Genomic DNA, 18293 nt, shown 5'->3' on the forward strand with positions numbered 1-18293 from the left:
GGTTAACCTTTCGGGGTTAACGCGGCAATTGAACAAGACAGGGCGGGGATGCGCGAACAAATCATCGGAATGATCACGCCAACCATGGCGGTAATGTTCAGTGTCGGTTTCCTCCTTCTGTGGAAGCGCGGGACGCTGGGCAATTACGTGCTCGCGTTTGCCGCTGCCTATGCTTTTTTCGCGATCGGTTTCGGGGTCACGCACCTGTTCGACACCGGTTCGCCTTACGTGTTCCACACTACCCAGTTCTTCTACACGCTGAGCACTGCGTCCGGAATCTGGGGCGTGGCGCGCCGCGTCGACCAGCCGCCCCACCTCGGCGTTTTGCTGATAATCTATGCGCTGTCGGCGGGAACGCTGGCGCTTGCGATCCTGCTATCGGACGACCTGACATCGCGCCTTATCATCGTCAACATGGGCTATGGGGTCATGTACGTTGTCGCGGTCATGTCGCTGCTCAATGCGCATCGCCGCGATACGATCGACAAGATCGTCATCGGGATGCAGGCGCTCCTGGCCGCGCAATTCCTTATCCGTCCGCTGCTGACGCTAATGATCGAAGGCAGCATTCCGGCAGCGGCCTATCGTGAATCGCTCTACTACTCCGTCCTCAACCTGTCGCTTGCGCTGCTGTCACTGCTGGCGGCAATGGTTCTGGTGGCAGCCTGCATTTATGACCAGATTGCCGCCGTTCGCGAGCGCGCCGAGCTCGACCTTCTGACCGGCCTGCGTACGCGCCGTGCCTTCGAACAGGATGCGATCGCTTATCTCGAGCGCGCGAAACAGGAAGGGGTCCCCGTTTCGCTGGTTGTGGCGGATATCGATCATTTCAAGGCGGTCAACGACATCTATGGCCACCAGACCGGCGACCGCGCCATCGCGCGTTTCGGCGAAGTCGTGCGCGGGACAATTCGCGATACCGACATTGCCGGACGTATCGGAGGCGAAGAGTTTTGCATTTTGGCGTGGAATTGCGACGGGAAGGCGGCGGTTGCCATGGCCGAGCGTGTCCGCAATCGCTTCGGAGTAAGCGCAATCGAAGGGATGCCGGAAGACCACCGCCTCACAGCGAGTTTCGGTATCGCAGGGCGCTGCGAGGGCGAGGGCTACGGAAAGCTTTTCGCGCGCAGCGACGCAGCACTCTATGCTGCCAAGCAAGGCGGCAGAAACCGCTCCGTTCACGATGAGAAAGCGGGTGAGACATCTCTCATCGCGTCGGTCTCTTCCAAGCCATCGCTGCCGAAAGCCGCCAATTCCTGATTAGGATTGCGGGCGCGCATTCCCGAACTCGCGCCCCAGCAGATAAGGCACCGCGCCAAGCTGCAGCACTCCCCGCACGCCCAGGAACAGTGTGAAGGATAACCACAGGCCGTGTGCGCCCATCGGCCATGTTAGCCATAGTGCAAGGGCGAAGGCGGCCGCAGCTCCTGCCATCGTCACCAGCAGCGCCCTCGTCCAGCTGGCACCGACATAAACTCCGTCGAGGACGAAGCTGACTACGCCTGCAAAGGGGATCACGATCAGCCACCAGCCGAGCTCCTGCGCTACCGTTTCCACCGCTGGGGTAGAGGCGAAGCTTGCAAGGATCGGGTCCGCGAAGATTGCGAACCCTGTTGCGACCAGGGCTGCCGCTGCCACCCCTCGCAAGAGAATGGCTCGCAGATATGCGCTGAAACCTGCGCGGTCTCGGGCGCCAGAGCGCTCGCCGTTGAGAACTTGCGCTGCGTTCTCGAACCCGTCGAGTAGGAGGGCGCTGAAAATGAACATCTGGTAGAGAATGCCGTTCGCGGCGAGCACGACTGCACCGCGCTCCGCCGATAGACGGGTCAGCGCGGCGAGGGCGATCGTCAGGACAAGAGTGCGCAGGAACAGGTCGCGGTTGACCGACAGGAATGGCTTCAGTGCGCTCCATCCGAGCGTGCCTTTCTCCGCAAGACTCCGGCGCAAACGCGCCAGGAATTCGCCGCGCGCCAGGAACAGAGCCACTGCGAAAAGCTTGGCGTATTCGGCGATAAGGCTGGACCAGCCGATACCGGCTATTCCCCAGTCGAGGCCGAGAACAAACCATAGTCCGAGTGCGATATTCGCCAGATTGTAGGCGACTTCGAAGACCAGCACCGCGGTCATCTGGCGGCGACCGACCATGAAGCCGATCAGCGCAAGGTTGGCCATGACTGCCGGGGCGGACCAATACCTTATCTCGGCATAGATGCGCGCAGCCTCCAGCACTTCGCCCGAAGCACCCAGCGCGCCCAGTGCAGCCGGAAGCAGCACGGGTTTTGCGATCAATAAGGCGGCCGCAATGACCAACCCGACGGCAAGCCCGCGAACCAGCATCGCGACCTGCGCGTCCTTGCCCGCCCGCGTGCCCTCCTGCGCGACGAGGCCCGTAGTGCCAGTCTTCAGGAAATTCATCACGGTAAACAAGACGGCAAACAGGCGCGCGCCGACATCGACTGCGCCCTGCGTCGGCGCATCGCCCAACTGCCCGACAATCCACATGTCGCCGATCCCGATCAGCGCCGTTGCCACATTGGTGACCATGGCGGGCAGGGCGATGGCCCAGATGGCGCGCTTGTCGACAGTGACAGGGCCAGCGGCGGTCATGCGGCTTTCCTCCTGCCTCCGTATGGATTGCTGGTCGGGGAGACAGGATTCGAACCTGCGACCCTCTGTTCCCAAAACAGATGCGCTACCAGGCTGCGCTACTCCCCGACACGGGCAATCCCGGCTGACAACACGGACGACTGGTGGGCCCGGCAGGACTCGAACCCGCGACCTAGCCGTTATGAGCGGCCAGCTCTAACCAACTGAGCTACAGGCCCCATGTCATCTGTGGTCAGACGAATGCGCCGCCTAGACGCGCCGTCCGACGAGCGCAAGCGCTCAAACCTCAACCTGGTGCATGATTTCACCGACGCTGGTCGGTTTCACCCCGCGCAGCTCGAAATAGCCATAAACCGCACGCAGCCAGTCGTATAGCGCGTCGACATCATCTTCGTCGCGCACATAGGGCGTATGCCCCGGCACGAGGGAAGGACTGTGCAGGCTCAGGACAAGCAGTTCGAGGCCATCGTCGAGCGCGATATCGATACACCGGATCGCTTCTTCCCTGGTCGTGCCTTCGGGGGTGAGGGGGATGCGTTCAAGCATAGCTGTACGCGCAAGCGCGCCTCCGAGACCCGGAAATTTCCGGACGAGCGGCTGCAGCGCGGCTCCCTGCCTGCGCAGCATTCCCCAATAGCAAGTCGTGAGCGGAATCTCGAGCAGGCTGCGCTGTTCGTCGCTCCAGTAGGGATAATTTGGATGGCGCGAGAAATCCGGCCCGCCTTCTCCCGAATAATCGTGATGGGGCCTGACAGACGTGTCGATGGCGATGCCGCGTTGCTTCAGGATCGCGGCGGTATTGGCACCGACGCCATACCGCCCGGCACGATAGATGAGGGGCGAGACGCCGAGCTTCTGCTCGATCGCATCGACGAGATTGTCGAATTTCTCCTGCTCGAGGTCAGCCGGCAAATTGCCCGCAAAACTGTTGTGCGCCGTCACCGTTTCGCGCTGTGGTGGATTGACCCATGGATGGAGCTGAACCCCGAGTTCGGCGCGCCCGCTGGTAACCAGCGGAGGAAAGATCTCCCTCGCCTGGTCCGAAGAGACCACTGGCCAATCGACGAGATAGACTGGGATGACGCCGATGCCCTCGCAGAATTCCTGGAACTTCTCGATCCGCATCAGGTGGTCGACCCTGTGCCCGGTCGGCGAAAGCGGTTTATTCCAGTCGAACTCTTCTTCGGTATCGATTGTCAGCAACGCGCGCCGACCGAACCCCGGTTTGAACCGTGCCCTTAATGTTGGGGGCGGAGGATCGAGAAGGCTGCGTTCGGACAAATCTGCTTCCCCAAGCTTATCTGGTCGAGGGGGCCGTTACCCGCTTTTACCCGGTCGCGTTATCCGGTTGCCCTTCAGGGCTAGGCAGGCTCTCCACCCCGGTCAAGAGCGGTAGGCTGAGAACCAGCGCGTCTTCCACCCTCGCCAGTTCGCCGCCCGCAGCGCGAGCTTCGGCGCGTGCAAGACGCAGGGAAAAACCGGCGCCGAAGATCCCAGCGCTTAACGCGCCTGCGTTGGCACGGGTTTCGACCGAAAACACGTCTTCCGCAGACTTCAGGCCAGAGGGCAGGCTGAGGGCGAACTCCACCTGTTCGCCGCCTGTTTCCATCTTGATCGCAACCGTCTCGCCCGCGGAAAGCGTACCCGCAATTGTCGCAAGCAACCGCCAAGCCAGCCGCTCCGCTTCCGCAGCGGATAGCGCGATGGGGGCGCGACCTTCGCCAAGATCGGTATCGAACCGTGCGACGCGCGGGCTGAGCACGGGCTGCAACTGCGCGACTTGCTTGCGCGCAATAGCTGCGAAATCGGCATCGCCCGCCTCCAGCTCCAGCGATCCGGTTTCGAGCTTGGCTAGCCGGTCCAGTTCCTCGAACCCGGCGAGGATATGGGCGGCATCGCCTGCGATGGTCGCGGCGATGGCGCGGTATTCATGCGGGACCGGCCCGATAACCTGCTGCTGGATGATCTCGGCATAGCCCTGCATCGCGTTGACCGGTGTACGCAGCTCGTGAAGTAGCTGGCGCAGGCGGTCGGCCTCCGCCTCGCGCCGGTCCTCGACCTGAGAGACCGCACGGCGGAAGCGGCCTACGTAGCCGTAGAAGCGCCCTTCCGAACGCGTGAAGCGCGGGGTTGCGTCGACGATCCAGTCACCCTCGATCCGCCCCGCGCCGCGCAAATGCACGGCAAGCCCGGATAGGGGTTGCCGCATCCTCAGTACGCGGCCGGCGTGATCCGGATTGGCCGCAGCTCCGGCAAGATCGATCCCCACCACCATCGGCGCGATACCGCTCTCGGCCCAGTCTATCCGTCCGTCGGTGTCGCTGCCGAACACGAACTGGTCGAGCGGCCTCGCGTGCGGTGCTGCGTCCTTCTCGCCCAGCGGAAGGCGCGGATTGTCTTCGTCCAGTACCCTTTCGCTGCGCACCTTCTGGAAGGCCTCGATCCGGTCGACGAGCGCGCGAATGCCTTCCTTTCCGGGCTCGATCGGCCGCCCCTCTGGTTCTGGCTTTTCCTCGGCAGGAACTTCGGGTGTTTCGAGCGTGCCGAGCGACAGAGGAGCAGGCTCTTCAAGAATCTCTTCCGGAGTGTCTTGGGGTGCCCCGACCGGAGGCGGGGCGATCGGGAGATCTTCGCCCAATTGCTCGAGTACGGGCTGCGGAAGGGCGCGGTCCGAGACGCCGAGGGCATCGAGAACGCGCTCCGCCGCAGCGGGAAGATCGCGTCGGTGGCGCAGGAAACCGCGCGCACGGATCGGCAGGCGCGGGATGATTTCTTCCCATTCCTTGCCCGTAAGATTCGCCCGGTATAGGGCCGCCGCCGCAATATGGGGGTGTGCCTCGCCGAACCATTTCACCAGTTCCGGATTGCGGAAACGCCAGCCGTTTTCGCCCACGATCGCTGCCCGGTCGGCGACTGAAATCATCTCGCCTAGTGCAATCAGTCGCAGGTAAGCTGCTGCTTTCAGGGCCTTGTCGCCTGCTTGCGGACGTTCGCCGAGCAGGTCGATCAGCTGCCGGAACTGCGTTTTGGCCGCACGCTCCCCGCCCGCGCGATTGCGCAGCACAGTAGCAAGGCGGTCGTCAAAATGCATCGAAGCTCCGGAAGCTTAGGTGGTTTGCAGGCGGGTAACCATTACGCGCGCGTCCCTTCTATCGCTCCAACAAACGTGATGAACGAGATGTTTCCGACACGTTGCAAAGCGGGACGATTGCTGGCAAAGATAATAATGTTAGCCAATATGATGGTTGCGCCTTTTCAACATTTCTTAAGTGCGCAGCGTCCTTATGGCGCATCAAATTATCGAGGACTCGCATGGCCAATCTCGACGAAATCGATCGTCGCCTGCTTTCGGAACTGCAGGACGAAGGCAGAATCACCAACGTCGAGCTGGCGCATCGCGTCGGCCTGACCGCACCGCCTTGCCTGCGCCGCGTTCGCGCGCTGGAAGAGGACGGGGTCATTCGTGGCTATCACGCCGAACTCGACCCGTCGAAGCTGGGCTTCTCGATCACGGTTTTCGCCATGGTCAGCCTGAAAAGCCAGGCCGAAGATGCGCTGCGCGAATTCGAAGCGGCGATGCTGGACCTGCCCGAAGTGCGCGAAGTCCACATGCTGAACGGCGAGATCGATTTCATCATCAAGATCGTCAGCAAGGATTTGCAGAGCTTCCAGGAATTCCTGACCAGCAAGCTGACGCCTGCGCCCAATGTGGCCAGCGTGAAGACCTCGCTGACCATTCGTACTTCGAAGAGCGAACCCGGCGTCCCGCTCGGCTGACTGCGTGGTCGAGGGTCATTGCCTCTGCAAGGCAGTCCGCATCGAGGTCGCGGACGCTTCGGGCGAGATCGAGATATGCCAGTGCACCATGTGCCGTCGCTGGGGCGGGGCGTTCTACAGCGCGCTGGAAAGCAAGCAATTCACGGTCCACGGCAAGGAGAGCGTCGTCGTTTACCGCTCGAGCGAATGGGCCGAACGCGCCTTCTGCAGGACCTGCGGATCGAACCTGTGGTTCAAATTTCTCCCCACCGGCAACTGCAGCTTTTCGGCCGGCCTATTCGACAGCGCGAGTGGCGCAAAGGTCGAGAAAGAGATTTTCGTCGACGAGGCAGCCAGCTGGACCTGCATAGAAGGCGAACATCGTAAGATGACCGGCGAAGAGATCATCGCGAAAGCGAAGGCGGCGGGGTTCAGTTTCAACTAGCCTTCGATCAGCGTTTGTAACGATTGCGGCGCTCAGTCCATATTAAAGCGGAGCAGATCGGGTAGTTCGTCAACTGAATAGTCAAGCTGAAGCACTCGCCTCCTACCGACTTCAAGCGACCGGTCTGAAGCATGGAGGATAGGTGTCGAGTAGAGCCATACATCGCCAGCTTGAGCCAGACAGCAGAATTGTTCGCATTCCGAAACTCTATCTTCGACAGAATCCTCGGGCACGCGTCCCATCCGGTGCGATCCAAGCGCGATTTTCAACGGCGCGTTGTCATTGCCGACGTTGTCGATGTGAATACGGATCGTCATCATCCGTTCGAGCAGATTGAATGGCGGCTCCACATGGATCGCACCGTTTTTCCTGTTCCAAGCGCGGTACCCTGGGGTGTCAATCCGTTCTTTCACGCAGATTGTCCGGTCCTGATGCCAGGCAAGGGACCAATTCATCGTTGAAGACTTGTCGAAGGCAATTGCCCTGACAGGCCTGGCAGCAGGACCAATACGTCGCTCCACGGCGCAGCCGATTGGTCCAGTGCGCGAGAGCAAGGGAGCGGCGTCGCCCAGATTCCTCAAGCGCCGACCGGCCTCTCGACCTTCACAGGAAAAGAAGCCTTCAAATCTGTTTAGGAACGGCCGAGCGACGCCTGCCAGCAATTCAGCACCGTCTCGCGAAAGGCTGAGTTCGCTCAGACCTCGCGCTCCTTGAGCCAGTCCTCGAGCCACTTGATCGAGTAGTTGCCCGTCTGGACATCCTCCTGCTCCAGCAGGGCCTGGTGGAGCGGGATGGAGGTCTTCACGCCCTCAACCACCATTTCCTCCAGAGCGCGCTTGAGGCGCATCATGCAGCCTTCGCGGTTACGGCCGTAGACGATCAGCTTGGCGATCATGCTGTCGTAATAGGGCGGGATCGAATAGCCGGCATAAAGCCCGCTATCGACGCGTACGTGCATGCCGCCAGCCGGGTGGTAATAAGTGACCTTGCCGGGGCTGGGCGCGAAGGTGAACGGATCTTCCGCGTTGATGCGGCACTCGATCGCGTGGCCCTTGAACTCGAGTTCTTCCTGCTTGACCGAAAGCGGGTGACCGGCGGCGATCCGGATCTGTTCGCGCACGAGGTCGACGCCGGTGATCGCTTCGGTGACGGGATGTTCGACCTGCAGGCGGGTGTTCATCTCGATGAAGTAGAACTCGCCGTTTTCCCACAGGAACTCGATCGTGCCCGCGCCGCGATAGCCCATGTCGCGCATCGCCTTGGAGCAGACCTCGCCCATGCGCATGCGGTCTTCGTCCGAGATGACGGGGGAGGGCGCTTCTTCGAGCACTTTCTGGTGGCGGCGCTGGAGCGAGCAATCGCGCTCACCAAGGTGAATGGCATTGCCTTCGCCGTCGCCGAAGACCTGGAATTCGATGTGGCGCGGATTGCCCAGGTATTTCTCGATATAGACGGTTGCATCGCCAAAGGCGGCCTTCGCCTCGCTCCCGGCCTGCTGCATCAGCGTTTCGAGCTGGTCTTCGCTTTCGCAAACCTTCATCCCGCGCCCGCCGCCGCCGCTGGCGGCCTTGATGATGACGGGATAGCCGATCTCGTCGGCGATCTTGCGCGCTTCCTCGATCTCGGAAACAGCGCCGTCGCTGCCGGGCACCAGCGGGAGGCCGAGCTTGCCTGCGGTGCGCTTGGCTTCGACCTTGTCGCCCATCGTACGGATGTGTTCGGGCTTGGGGCCGATCCACTTGATGTCGTGCGCTTCGACGATCTCGGCGAACTTGGCGTTTTCCGACAGGAAGCCGTAGCCGGGATGGATCGCATCGGCCTGCGCGATTTCGGCGGCCGAGATGATGTTGGCGATGTTGAGATAGCTGTCGGTCGCGCTCGGCGGGCCGATGCAGACCGCATGGTCTGCCAGGCGCACGTGCATGGCGTCGGCGTCGGCGGTGGAATGCACCGCGACCGTCTCTATGCCCATCTCGTGCGCGGCGCGATGGATGCGGAGCGCGATTTCGCCGCGATTGGCGATAAGGATACGCGAAATTGTCATGACCTGCCTCAGCCGACGACGACGAGCGGCTGGTCGAATTCGACGGGCTGGGCGTTCTCGACGAGGATCGCCTTGACCGTGCCAGACTTGTCGGCGGCGATCGGGTTCATGACCTTCATCGCTTCGACGATCAGGAGGGTCTGGCCTTCCTTCACGCTGTCCCCGACTTTCACGAAGTCGGCTGCGCCCGGTTCGGGAGCGAGGTAGACGGTGCCGACCATGGGCGACTTGAGCGCACCGGCGACGTCAGCGTCAGCCGGGGACGGGTCGTTACCGGGAGCCGGTGCCGGAGCGGCAGCGGGTGCAGGCGCTGCTGCCATCGGGGCAGGGGCGGCCATGGCCACGGCGCCGCCACGCGATACGCGGATCTTGCGATCGCCATCCTCGACCTCGATCTCGGTGAGGCCCGTATCGCCCAGCATTTCAGCCAGCTCGCGAACCAGCGAAGTGTCGACGTTCATACCGGATTTTCCGGCGCTACCTTTGCGTTCGGCCATGAATGGTCCCTCGTTAACTGTTGCACGCGCCTATGCTCTGGCTCGGCGTGCAAGACAAGGGGGCGTGACGATTGCGTTACAAGGAGGCGGCCTTGTCCAACGCTACGGCATAGCTGCGTGCGCCGAGGCCCTGGACGCAATCCACAGCTGCCATCCCGACATAGGAAACATGGCGGAATTCCTCGCGTTTCGAGGGGTCGGACAGGTGCACTTCGATGACCGGAACCGTGATGGCTCGGCACGCATCGAGCAGGGCGACAGAAGTGTGGGTATAGGCTGCTGCGTTGAGCAGGACGGCCCTTGCGCCTGCGCTATTCGCCTCGTGAAGCCAGTCAACCAGCTGCCCTTCGTGGTTCGTCTGGCGAAAGTCGATTGAGAGACCGAGACCCTTCGCCTGTTCGTGCAACGCGGTCTCGATATCGGCAAGCGTGTCGGAGCCGTAGATCTCCGGCTCGCGCGTGCCGAGAAGGTTCAGGTTCGGGCCGTTGAGGACGTAGACGAGGCTGCTCATGCCGCGTCTCCTAGCCCAGCCGGGCGCGCAGGGACATAGTTTGATTGCCCCCGCACGCCTCCGACAGAGTGGAACATGTGGAACACGGTCCTGGGAGAATTATTTCTCCATTCCTTTTGCCTTCCCCCACTGGCGCGCAGCCGTGTAGCCGAGGTAGCCGGTGCCGAAGAGGGCGTAGAGCTCGTCCGGAAGCCCGCGCAGGTAGCGCGTGATGCCATCGCCGATGTCCCCGGCAGTCTCCGGAAGGAAGGCCGCAAGTATGCCCATCGGCAGCGCGAACAGGATCATCGCATACATCACATAGAGGAAGCTGGGACGGGCGCGGCTGGTCCATGGGTCACTGGAATTGGCCTCGGCGACGATGGCGGCAAGGCGGGCTTCGATGGATTTGAGTTCGTGTGTCCCTTCCAGCGCCAAAAGTTCGAGCTTTGCCTTGGCGCGCGCTTCCTTGTCCGGGATGATCTTGTCGATGATCGAGGCGATAGGGCCGATAAGCGATTCGATGATTGCCATAATTGGTTCCTCCAAAAGCAATTGGATAACCAATTTGGAACATGTAGGAAACGGATCGGCTCAGCCGGGCGGGTTTGATTGTGTCGCAAGGGCAAGTGGGTTAGAGCAGTCGCTGTCGAAAGAGATGCGGAGCATCGGATGAAACGGGTCATTTCGAATATTGCGGCAACTGCAGGTGTGCTGGCGCTGGTCGCCGGCGGTGCCGTCGCGCAACCGGTCGAGCCGATCCCCTCGACCGCGGAAGGCGCGCTCGACATTCCCGAACTGTGGGATTGCGATCGGATCGAGCCGGAATATGCGCAATGGCTGGAAGACGGCAATGCGCCGGAAGACTGGCGCTATGTCGGCAAGACCTACCGCGACGTCGACGATGACGAGCTCTATTCCTGGCAAGACTGGCTCGACTGGGTCGATGATGCTGGCTGCGGTGCGGGAATCGCCGAGGCCGGGAAATCGCCCAAGGCAATCGTCGGCGTGCTGGTCGCTTTCTATGCGACCGGCCTGATCGCAGCACTCAGCGGCGACCGCGCAATCAGCCCGGGCTGATCCCGGCCGAATCCACAAAAATCCAATTTTCCGGTGTAACCCACTGGTCGGGACGACTGGATTCGAACCAGCGACCCCTACACCCCCAGTATAGTGCGCTACCAGACTGCGCCACGTCCCGATACCAGTGGAGGCGGCCCTATAGGGGGGAGTTCTGTGCATGGCAAGCGCCAAGCTGCCGCAATTCATTGCCCTGCAATCGCGTTCCTGCTAACTGCGCGCGCTCTTGGCGAGGGGGCTTTCGGCCGGAAGCTTGATTGCTCCGCAACCGGTCCCATCTCGCACGAACAACAGCATCAACGGATACAGGCTTTTCCTTCATGATCGACCTTCTCGCCGCCGCCGGCTCCGCCGCAGCCCAGCCGCCGGTCTGGCTGCAGATTCTTCCGTGGGTCGCGATCTTCGCCATCTTCTGGTTCCTGATGATCCGCCCGCAGATGCGCCAGCAGAAAGCGCACCAGGAAAAGATCGCCGGTTTGAAGCGCGGTGACGAAGTGGTGACGGCAGGCGGCCTCGTCGGCAAGATCACCAAGGTCGAAGACCAGTTCGTCGAAGTCGAACTGTCGAAGGGCATGAAGGTCCGCGCCGTGCGCAACACCATTGGCGAAGTGCTCTCGGGCACCACCGCCAAGCCCGCCAACGACTGATCCGGCAAGAGGCAAACAGCAGACATGCTCGATTTTCCAACCTGGAGGAAAGCGTTCCTGTGGGGCATCGCCGTCATCGGCATGCTCCTGTCGCTGCCTTCCCTGTTCTCGCTCGCCAATCTCGACTGGCCCGAACAGCTTCCCGATCCGGTCGTAAACCTCGGTCTCGACCTTGCCGGCGGTAGCCACATCCTGCTCGAAGCAGAGCGGGACGAAGTGGCTTCGATGCGGCTCGAAGACATGGAAGAAAGCGTTCGCAACGCCATGCGCCGCGCAGAGCCGCGCATTCGCATCGGCGACGTGTCCACCGCGGACGGCCAGCTCAGTTTCCTGCTCGACGACGTCGCCGATGTCGATCGTGCCCGGGCTGAACTCGAAGACCTGATGAACGGCACCGGCCCGGTCCGCGAATGGGACCTCCAGGTCGTCGACGGGCAGCGCTTTGTGCTGACGCAGACCGCAGCGGGCCTCGACAATGCGGTCGATGCCGCGATGGAAGGCGCGCTGCGCACCGTCGGCATCCGTATCGACGGCCTCGGCACGCGCGAGCCGACGATCCTGCGCCAGGGCGACACCCGCATCGTGGTGCAGGTTCCCGGCTTGCAGGATCCCGAACAGCTCAAGGAACTGCTCGGCAAGACCGCCAAGCTGGAATTCAAACTCGTCGAACGCCAGGCCAGTGCCGAAGAAGTGGCGCGTGGTTTCGTGGCGGGCGGCGAAGTCTATCCCTATGCCGAAGGCGAAGGCTTCCCCAACGGGGTCGTCGTCCAGCGCATCGGCGGGATCGACGGCGAGACGCTTACCGGCGCACAGCAGAATTTCGATCCGCAGACCAACGAGCCGGTCGTCTCGATCACATTCAACCCCGACGGCGGGCGCCGCTTTGCGCGGATGACCACGCAATACACGGGTCGCCAGTTCGCCATCATCCTTGATGACGAGGTGATCTCCGCTCCGGTCATGCGCGATCCGATCCAGAACGGCCAGTCGCAGATTTCCGGCGGCTTCACGGTCGAAACTGCGAACAACCTCGCGATCCAGCTGCGCTCCGGCGCGCTTCCGGTGGACCTCAGCGTGGTCGAAGAGCGCACGGTGGGGCCCGACCTCGGCGCCGATTCGATCAAGCAGGGCATGATCGCCATCGTGATCGGCACGCTGCTGGTCATGGGCTTGATGATCGCGAGCTACGGCCGCTTCGGCATCTATGCGACGGTGGCACTGGTCATCAACGTGCTGATGCTGCTCGGTATCATGGCGGCGCTCAACATGACGCTGACCCTGCCGGGCATCGCAGGCTTCGTCCTGACGATCGGTGCGGCCGTCGACGCCAACGTGCTGATCAACGAGCGCATTCGCGAAGAGCGGAAACGGGGGAGACGCGTGATCGCGGCGGTGGAGAACGGCTACAAGGAAGCCAGCCGCGCCATTTATGACGCGAACATCACCAACTTTATCGCAGGCGTCCTGCTGTTCAGCTTCGGCTCCGGACCGATCAAGGGCTTTGCCGTGGTCCTCGTCGTCGGCCTGTTCACCAGCGTCTTTACCGCCCTGCCGCTGACCCGCATGTGGGTCGCCGGATGGCTGCGCAAGGCGCGCCCATCCGACATCAATCTTTGAGGAAACGGACGATGAAACTTCTCAAGCTCGTCCCCGACGACACCAACATCAAGTTCCTCAAGTGGCGCGTGCCCTTCTTCGTGGTCAGCATCCTGCTGATCGCGGCAAGCTGGGCGCTCGTGGCGACCAAGGGCCTCAACTACGGCGTCGACTTCGCCGGTGGCCTGGAGGTACGTGCAACCTTCACCGAACGTAGCGAGGCACCGGTGGCGCAGCTGCGCGACGATGTGGAGGCGCTCGGCTACGGGTCGCCGGTCGTCCAGCGCTTCGGCGAGGACAACCAGGTCTCCATCCGCGTGCGCCTGCCCGACGAGATCGCTGCCGACAAGGATGCTGCGCAAGCTGCGGCCAATGCGGTGGTCGATGAACTGCAGGGCAATTACCCCGATTTCCGCCTGGACGGGAACGACAACGTATCCGGCAAGGTGTCGGGCGAATTCCGCGAGGATGCGGTCCTCGCACTGGTCGCCGCCATGCTGGCGGTCGCGCTCTACATCTGGATCCGCTTCGAATGGCAATTCGGGGTCGGCGCGCTGTTCGCGCTGTTCCACGACGTCAGCCTGACACTGGGCATGTTCGCGCTGTTCCAGCTGGAATTCAGCCTCCAGATCATCGCGGCGATCTTGGCCATCATCGGCTATTCGCTGAACGATACGATCGTCGTCTACGACCGCATCCGGGAGAATTTGAAGAAATATCGCAAGATGCCCGTGCCCGAACTTCTCGACCTGTCGGTGAACGAGACACTGGCGCGTACGGTGATGACCTCGCTGACCCTGCTGGTGGCACTGCTGCCGCTGTTGCTGATCGGTCCGGCAAGCCTGTTCGGACTGACTGCGGGCATCACACTGGGTCTCTTCGTGGGTACGTACAGCTCGGTCTACATGGCCTCGCCGCTACTCATCTGGATGGGCGTCAATTCGGACAGCTTCGTCCCGGAAGAAACGGTCGCGGACAAGCAGGAGCGCGTTGCGCGCGGAGAAGTCTAACCTGCGATCAGGCGATCGTAATGGGCGCCCAGCGCCTTTCCGTTCGCTTCCCAGCTATAAGCGTCGACACAGGCGGCTACCTCCAGGGGTGGCCGCCTGTTTTGCAAAACCAGCCTGATCCCCTCGCGCACTGCATCGGTTCGACGGGCAACGATGACCCCGGCCGCGGGCGTGTTCACGACCTCGCGCGCGCCGCCAGCGTCGGTAATGACGACGGGCGTGCCGCAGGCCAGCGCCTCGATCCATGCATTGGCGAGACCCTCGCTGGCAGACGGCAGGGCCATCACGTCGGCAGCTGACAGGACGAGGGGCAGCAGGTCGTGATCAAGGCTGCCGAGGAAGTGGACGCGGTCGGCGACACCTTCAGAGCGGACCAGGGCGCGCAGGCTCGCCTCGTCCTCACCCTTGCCGACGACCACGAGACGGGCGTCGGGCAGGTCGGCGATGGCCTTGATGACGAGCGCCTGTCCCTTGCGTTCGATGAGCGCACCCACCGTAGCGATCAGCTGGTCGCGTGCGCCGATTTCAATGCCCAGTTCGCTACCGAGCCGGTTGCGCAATTGTGTGTGTCCGAGCGGCCGGAAGCGGTCGCGGTCCAGCCCGGTACGATGGATGAGGATCTTCGAGCGGTCCATGCCCAGCGCCGCCATGTCGTCCGCCAATGCTTCGGATACGCTGAGCAGTCCTCTTGCCTGACTGGCCGCGGATGTCAGAGCGTGAGCGCCATAGTTGCGTCCGCCCCAATAGTGGATGTCGGCCCCGCGTGCCTTGATCGACAGCGGCAAGTCGAATTCGGCCGCGATACGCGCCGCTGCCGGACCATCGGGATAGAAGAACTGCGCATCGACCAGATCGAACGGCTTTTCCTCATGAAGCCGCCTCGCGAGGGGCATCACTGCCTTGGCGATGAGGCGAGGATTGAGCCTGCCGCCGATTTTCGGAAGCAGGCGAAACGTCGGTCGGTGTATCGCGATACCGTTTTCCTCGCCGTCGACCGCAGCCTGCTTCGCCTCGCGGTATCGGCCCAGAGCAAGGGGAGGCAGTCCGATAGGGTTGATCACGACGGGCTGCCAGTCGGTATGCCGGGCTAGCGCCTCGATCGAGCGCGCGACGAAGGTCCCGAACCTAGGCGCCGAAGCATTGGGCCACAATGTCGACAGGACCAGTGCCCGCCGCGGTTGGGGAGAGGTCACAGCCGGCGGACCAGCATTTCGGCCACCCCGATCCAGGGCGGGCCGTCGACCACCTGCTGTTTCTCCCCGTGACCGGGCGGAAGGATCCCCACGAGGCTGCCTTGCCGATCGATCAAGCGACCAAAGGCAAAACGCCCGGCCTTGCGCGGGACGAGAACGTCGCGGTTGACTGCGCGCCCGGCATCTTCCGGATCGATCTGACGCAGCCAGAGCTGGTCGCCGGGACGGTATTCGCCATGCGGATAGTCGATGGTGAGCACCACCAGCGCACCTTCGGCCCCAAGATCGGTGGCGAGAAGCGCGTCGCGCGTCCTGTCGAGTGCTTCCGCTCCATCCTTGCCCAGCGTGGCGACCACTTGAGGGTGGGCGGCTTTTTCGGAGCGGACGAGCACTTCCGGCTCGACGCCCAGTGCGGCGGCGATCCGCTCCATCCATTTCAGCGACAGGTTACGCATTCCGGTCTCGAGCCGTCCGACCGTCTGCGGCGTCGTCGGCGGGTCGCACGCCTCCGCCAAGTCGGCCAGCGTCCAGCCCTTCTCCTTGCGAATGTCGCGGATACGGTTGATCAAGCGCCCTCTCCAATAACCGAATTGGTTTTTCTACTTTCCTACACTAACCGATAATATGGGCAATTGTATACTTTAGTTAGCAGCCCATGATTCGGAGTTTGGAAAGTGGCTCGGTCATCCGATAGCAAAGAAACCAATGAGGTTATAGAGGTCACGCCTGAGATGGTGGAGGCGGGGCTAGAGTTGTATTCGGAAATGGCGTGGCACGACCCGCGAAGTCCGGCTTCACCTAGGGAGTTGGTGGAGGCCCTTCTTCGTCTCCGTAAAGATATGTAAATAGGTCGCCCAGCTCGCCGTGGAGAATTCCAAGGTTACGCCTTTCTTTTTGAATACGAGTCACAAGTGCCTTTACGTCGCCTAGAGTTTGGAACTCCGTAATACTGCGAAGGTCGACCTTGACCTCCCCCGAACCCTTGACCCTCTTCACGGTGGTGCCCTTCTTTAGTCGCATGAAGCGCTCGCCAGCGACATACCAAAGGTCGTGAATGTATCGGTTTCGATCGTTCCTCAGTTCGTTTCCGATGAAATTTAGGGTCTTGTCGGCGCGGCCTCTAAAATCAGTGTCGGTCTCGACATAACGGGTCAGGGCCTTTGCGATCTGGATGTTCGTTCTCAGATCCACGTTGGCATCCACGGCAAGAAGGAACTTTCCAAACCCCTGATCCTGCATCAGATGTTTAGATTGGACGTTTGTCAGGGCTATGATTAGGCTTGCTACATCATCCTCGAGCCATGCCCATTCGTAGACAACTTGCCCAAGCGCGGCGTAGAGGGCGTTATAGGTAGCGGAGTTTTCATCCATGGAAGACAATGAAACCTATTCCGAAGAGGAAACCAAAGCGCGGCGCGAGGCCGCACTAAAGCGGATGCTGGCAACGCCGCACAAGCCGCATAAGAAGGGGCAGGCCGAAGCCCGCCCCAACCGTTCACGCAAGAAGCCAGACTAAAGCCCAAGCAATTGGCCAGAGGCACTTTGCTAGGTTGATCTGAACGACCATTGTTACCGTGGTCTTGGTTTTCATTACTGATCCCCAAGGCCGCAAGCGCTCGCAGCCTAAGAGGCAAACGAAGAAGCTTCTGGTGCAACCACTGAGGCAAGGTTGCGAGCAATCTCCCCACCATTCACGGTCGCGAGCCGATCATGGTAGCGGTAATGTGGAGTCCAACGCCAAGCTCGGCGGCAGCGATTGCGGCACCGCCGCTAGTGGTGGCCCGGCACAGCCGGGTCCAAAACGCCCGTTTAGGTTGGTTGGCATTACCATGCACCTTCCGGCATGTTCGGGTATCCGCCCCGAATGCTTTCCGATGCCCTTGGATGGTGGGGCAAAATTTTATCGGAGTCGAGTCCAACGCTTACGGCGCTCACCAATCTGGCGGGGTGCTACGACCTTCTTAGGCGGCGAGACGATTAGTCCGCCGATAAGTAAGGCGACGCCCAAAACCACCCTTAATGATTTCGCCTGCGCGTTCCGCATCGCTCATGTCGCGAGTGCTGGCGCGTAAATCGAACTCGGCAAGGTAGCGGTGAAGGTGAGCCTCGCTAAGGTGGTGGTAGGTGCCGACCACACCGCGCTTGAAAATCGAAAAGAAGTTCTCAGCGCTGTTAGAGTGGAACATGCCTTCCGCGTAGATCGCTGCGCGGTGGTTTACGGCATGATGCGAGGTAAACTCCTTGCCTACGCTGATGTAGCCCTTGTGCTCATCGGTCATGAGGCTGGATGCACGGTCAACGTTCTGGACCAGCACACCGCGAAGGGTGTTGGCGTGGACGTTGGCAACATGGAACGAACGCGAGGCCCCGCCACGCTCCACTAGGGAGACGACGATCTGCTTCTTGGGGACAGGACCCCAGGCGCGGTTTTTGGCCTTGCCGCCTACATAGGTTTCATCTGCTTCGACGATCTGGCCAGCGCCACCAATTGGACCGTCGCCATTGGCACCGTCCATGGCTTCACGAATGCGATGGCAAAGGAACCACGCAGTCTTGTAGCTGACGCCGATCATGCGGCCCATCTGAGCGGCGCTCATGCCCTTCTTGGAGGCGGCCATGATGTGCGTAGCAAGCAACCACTTGTTCAAGGGAACGTGGCTGCGCTCCATGACGGTGCCGGTGCGGACAGTGAACTTGTCGCGGCAGTCATTGCAAAGGAACATTCCGGCCTGCGTCTTACCCTTCATGCGGTGGACGTTGTCCGAACCACAATGGGGACAAACTGGTTCGCCACCCCAACGCGTTTCTTCGATGTGCGCCTCTGCCTTGGCAGCGTCATGGAAAATGGGGTTGGTGATGTCGATATTCATGGCGGTTTCCTTGCTTACCCATCTTATGACAGATGTGGACTGCTAAGTAAAGTATATA

20 protein-coding genes and 3 tRNA genes are annotated in these 18293 nt (G+C 61.6%); 8 read left to right on the forward strand and 15 right to left on the reverse strand.

Translation table 11 applies throughout. From position 1 onward, the window contains the following. Window positions 1-48 precede the first annotated feature (48 nt). The gene (locus tag K3179_RS09660) at window positions 49-1260 is read left to right on the forward strand and encodes a GGDEF domain-containing protein (RefSeq protein ID WP_221564461.1); all 1212 of its coding nucleotides are present in this window, start codon (window positions 49-51) and stop codon (window positions 1258-1260) included. Here K3179_RS09660 and K3179_RS09665 read toward each other — a convergent pair whose 3' ends face one another. The 5 genes from K3179_RS09665 to K3179_RS09685 form a co-directional block, all read right to left on the reverse strand. Next, window positions 1261-2607: an MATE family efflux transporter gene (locus K3179_RS09665; RefSeq protein WP_221564463.1), complete on the reverse strand. Its 1347-nt coding sequence runs from the start codon at window positions 2605-2607 to the stop codon at window positions 1261-1263. Window positions 2608-2638: 31 nt separating this feature from the next. Next, a tRNA-Pro gene (locus tag K3179_RS09670) sits at window positions 2639-2715 on the reverse strand. 33 nt (window positions 2716-2748) lie between these two features. Next, window positions 2749-2825: transfer RNA gene (locus K3179_RS09675), tRNA-Ile, on the reverse strand. A gap of 61 nt (window positions 2826-2886) precedes the next feature. Continuing rightward, a complete protein-coding gene (locus K3179_RS09680) occupies window positions 2887-3810 on the reverse strand; it encodes a polysaccharide deacetylase family protein (RefSeq protein WP_247712927.1) in 924 nt (307 codons plus the stop codon). Between the two features lie 124 nt (window positions 3811-3934). Beyond that, window positions 3935-5698, reverse strand: coding sequence for a sensor histidine kinase (locus tag K3179_RS09685; RefSeq protein ID WP_221564467.1), 1764 nt, complete (start codon window positions 5696-5698; stop codon window positions 3935-3937). A gap of 221 nt (window positions 5699-5919) precedes the next feature. Between K3179_RS09685 and K3179_RS09690 the strand changes: the two genes are divergently transcribed. Together K3179_RS09690 and K3179_RS09695 are read left to right on the forward strand one after the other, a co-directional pair. Next, complete coding sequence (locus K3179_RS09690) at window positions 5920-6384, forward strand: Lrp/AsnC family transcriptional regulator (protein ID WP_100259294.1); 465 nt, start codon at window positions 5920-5922, stop codon at window positions 6382-6384. A gap of 4 nt (window positions 6385-6388) precedes the next feature. Then, window positions 6389-6808 (forward strand): GFA family protein, encoded by a 420-nt coding sequence (locus K3179_RS09695; RefSeq protein ID WP_345722602.1) that lies wholly within the window; start codon window positions 6389-6391, stop codon window positions 6806-6808. A 32-nt stretch (window positions 6809-6840) separates the two neighbouring features. Here K3179_RS09695 and K3179_RS09700 read toward each other — a convergent pair whose 3' ends face one another. The 5 genes from K3179_RS09700 to K3179_RS09720 form a co-directional block, all read right to left on the reverse strand. Beyond that, window positions 6841-7329, reverse strand: a complete 489-nt coding sequence (locus tag K3179_RS09700; RefSeq protein ID WP_345722604.1) for a phytanoyl-CoA dioxygenase family protein — start codon at window positions 7327-7329, stop codon at window positions 6841-6843. A gap of 173 nt (window positions 7330-7502) precedes the next feature. After that, on the reverse strand, window positions 7503-8852 hold the full coding sequence (accC, locus tag K3179_RS09705; RefSeq protein WP_221564469.1) for an acetyl-CoA carboxylase biotin carboxylase subunit: 1350 nt from the start codon (window positions 8850-8852) through the stop codon (window positions 7503-7505). Between the two features lie 8 nt (window positions 8853-8860). Then, window positions 8861-9349 carry an acetyl-CoA carboxylase biotin carboxyl carrier protein gene (gene accB, locus K3179_RS09710; RefSeq protein WP_221564472.1) on the reverse strand — a complete coding sequence of 163 codons (489 nt, stop codon included), beginning with the start codon at window positions 9347-9349 and terminating at the stop codon, window positions 8861-8863. Window positions 9350-9425: 76 nt separating this feature from the next. After that, window positions 9426-9860, reverse strand: coding sequence for a type II 3-dehydroquinate dehydratase (locus K3179_RS09715; protein ID WP_221564474.1), 435 nt, complete (start codon window positions 9858-9860; stop codon window positions 9426-9428). A gap of 99 nt (window positions 9861-9959) precedes the next feature. Beyond that, window positions 9960-10373: a holin family protein gene (locus K3179_RS09720; protein ID WP_221564476.1), complete on the reverse strand. Its 414-nt coding sequence runs from the start codon at window positions 10371-10373 to the stop codon at window positions 9960-9962. 138 nt (window positions 10374-10511) lie between these two features. On the opposite strand from K3179_RS09720, the gene K3179_RS09725 reads away from it, so the two are divergent. Beyond that, window positions 10512-10919, forward strand: a complete 408-nt coding sequence (locus tag K3179_RS09725) for a hypothetical protein (RefSeq protein ID WP_221564478.1) — start codon at window positions 10512-10514, stop codon at window positions 10917-10919. A 44-nt stretch (window positions 10920-10963) separates the two neighbouring features. On the opposite strand, the gene K3179_RS09730 is transcribed toward K3179_RS09725, so the two are convergent. Beyond that, a tRNA-Pro gene (locus K3179_RS09730) sits at window positions 10964-11040 on the reverse strand. Between the two features lie 199 nt (window positions 11041-11239). Here K3179_RS09730 and yajC point away from each other — a divergent pair. The 3 genes from yajC to secF are packed head-to-tail and all read left to right on the forward strand — an operon-like array spanning window position 11240 to window position 14172. Then, window positions 11240-11566 (forward strand): preprotein translocase subunit YajC, encoded by a 327-nt coding sequence (gene yajC, locus K3179_RS09735; protein WP_090481285.1) that lies wholly within the window; start codon window positions 11240-11242, stop codon window positions 11564-11566. A 24-nt stretch (window positions 11567-11590) separates the two neighbouring features. Next, window positions 11591-13183, forward strand: a complete 1593-nt coding sequence (secD, locus tag K3179_RS09740; protein ID WP_221564480.1) for a protein translocase subunit SecD — start codon at window positions 11591-11593, stop codon at window positions 13181-13183. 11 nt (window positions 13184-13194) lie between these two features. After that, on the forward strand, window positions 13195-14172 hold the full coding sequence (secF, locus tag K3179_RS09745; RefSeq protein ID WP_221564482.1) for a protein translocase subunit SecF: 978 nt from the start codon (window positions 13195-13197) through the stop codon (window positions 14170-14172). Here secF and K3179_RS09750 read toward each other — a convergent pair. The 3 genes from K3179_RS09750 to K3179_RS09760 all read right to left on the reverse strand — a co-directional run bounded on the left by K3179_RS09750 (window position 14169) and on the right by K3179_RS09760 (window position 16736). After that, window positions 14169-15365, reverse strand: a complete 1197-nt coding sequence (locus K3179_RS09750; RefSeq protein ID WP_221564484.1) for a glycosyltransferase — start codon at window positions 15363-15365, stop codon at window positions 14169-14171. The two genes, secF and K3179_RS09750, sit on opposite strands and share 4 nt — an antisense overlap. Then, window positions 15362-15934 carry a helix-turn-helix transcriptional regulator gene (locus tag K3179_RS09755; RefSeq protein ID WP_221564486.1) on the reverse strand — a complete coding sequence of 191 codons (573 nt, stop codon included), beginning with the start codon at window positions 15932-15934 and terminating at the stop codon, window positions 15362-15364. Before K3179_RS09755 ends, K3179_RS09750 begins: the two co-directional genes overlap by 4 nt. Window positions 15935-16163: 229 nt before the next feature. Then, a complete protein-coding gene (locus K3179_RS09760) occupies window positions 16164-16736 on the reverse strand; it encodes a hypothetical protein (protein ID WP_221564488.1) in 573 nt (190 codons plus the stop codon). Between K3179_RS09760 and K3179_RS09765 the strand changes: the two genes are divergently transcribed. Beyond that, complete coding sequence (locus K3179_RS09765) at window positions 16735-16881, forward strand: hypothetical protein (RefSeq protein WP_221564490.1); 147 nt, start codon at window positions 16735-16737, stop codon at window positions 16879-16881. The genes K3179_RS09760 and K3179_RS09765 overlap by 2 nt on opposite strands. Window positions 16882-17326: 445 nt before the next feature. Here the strand turns inward: K3179_RS09765 and K3179_RS09770 are convergent, their stop codons facing one another. Then, entirely contained in the window at window positions 17327-18235 is a 909-nt protein-coding gene (locus K3179_RS09770) for an IS1595 family transposase (RefSeq protein ID WP_221564492.1), read from the reverse strand. Window positions 18236-18293 lie beyond the last annotated feature (58 nt).

Source organism: Qipengyuania intermedia (genome assembly GCF_019711615.1).
Taxonomy (GTDB): domain Bacteria; phylum Pseudomonadota; class Alphaproteobacteria; order Sphingomonadales; family Sphingomonadaceae; genus Qipengyuania; species Qipengyuania intermedia.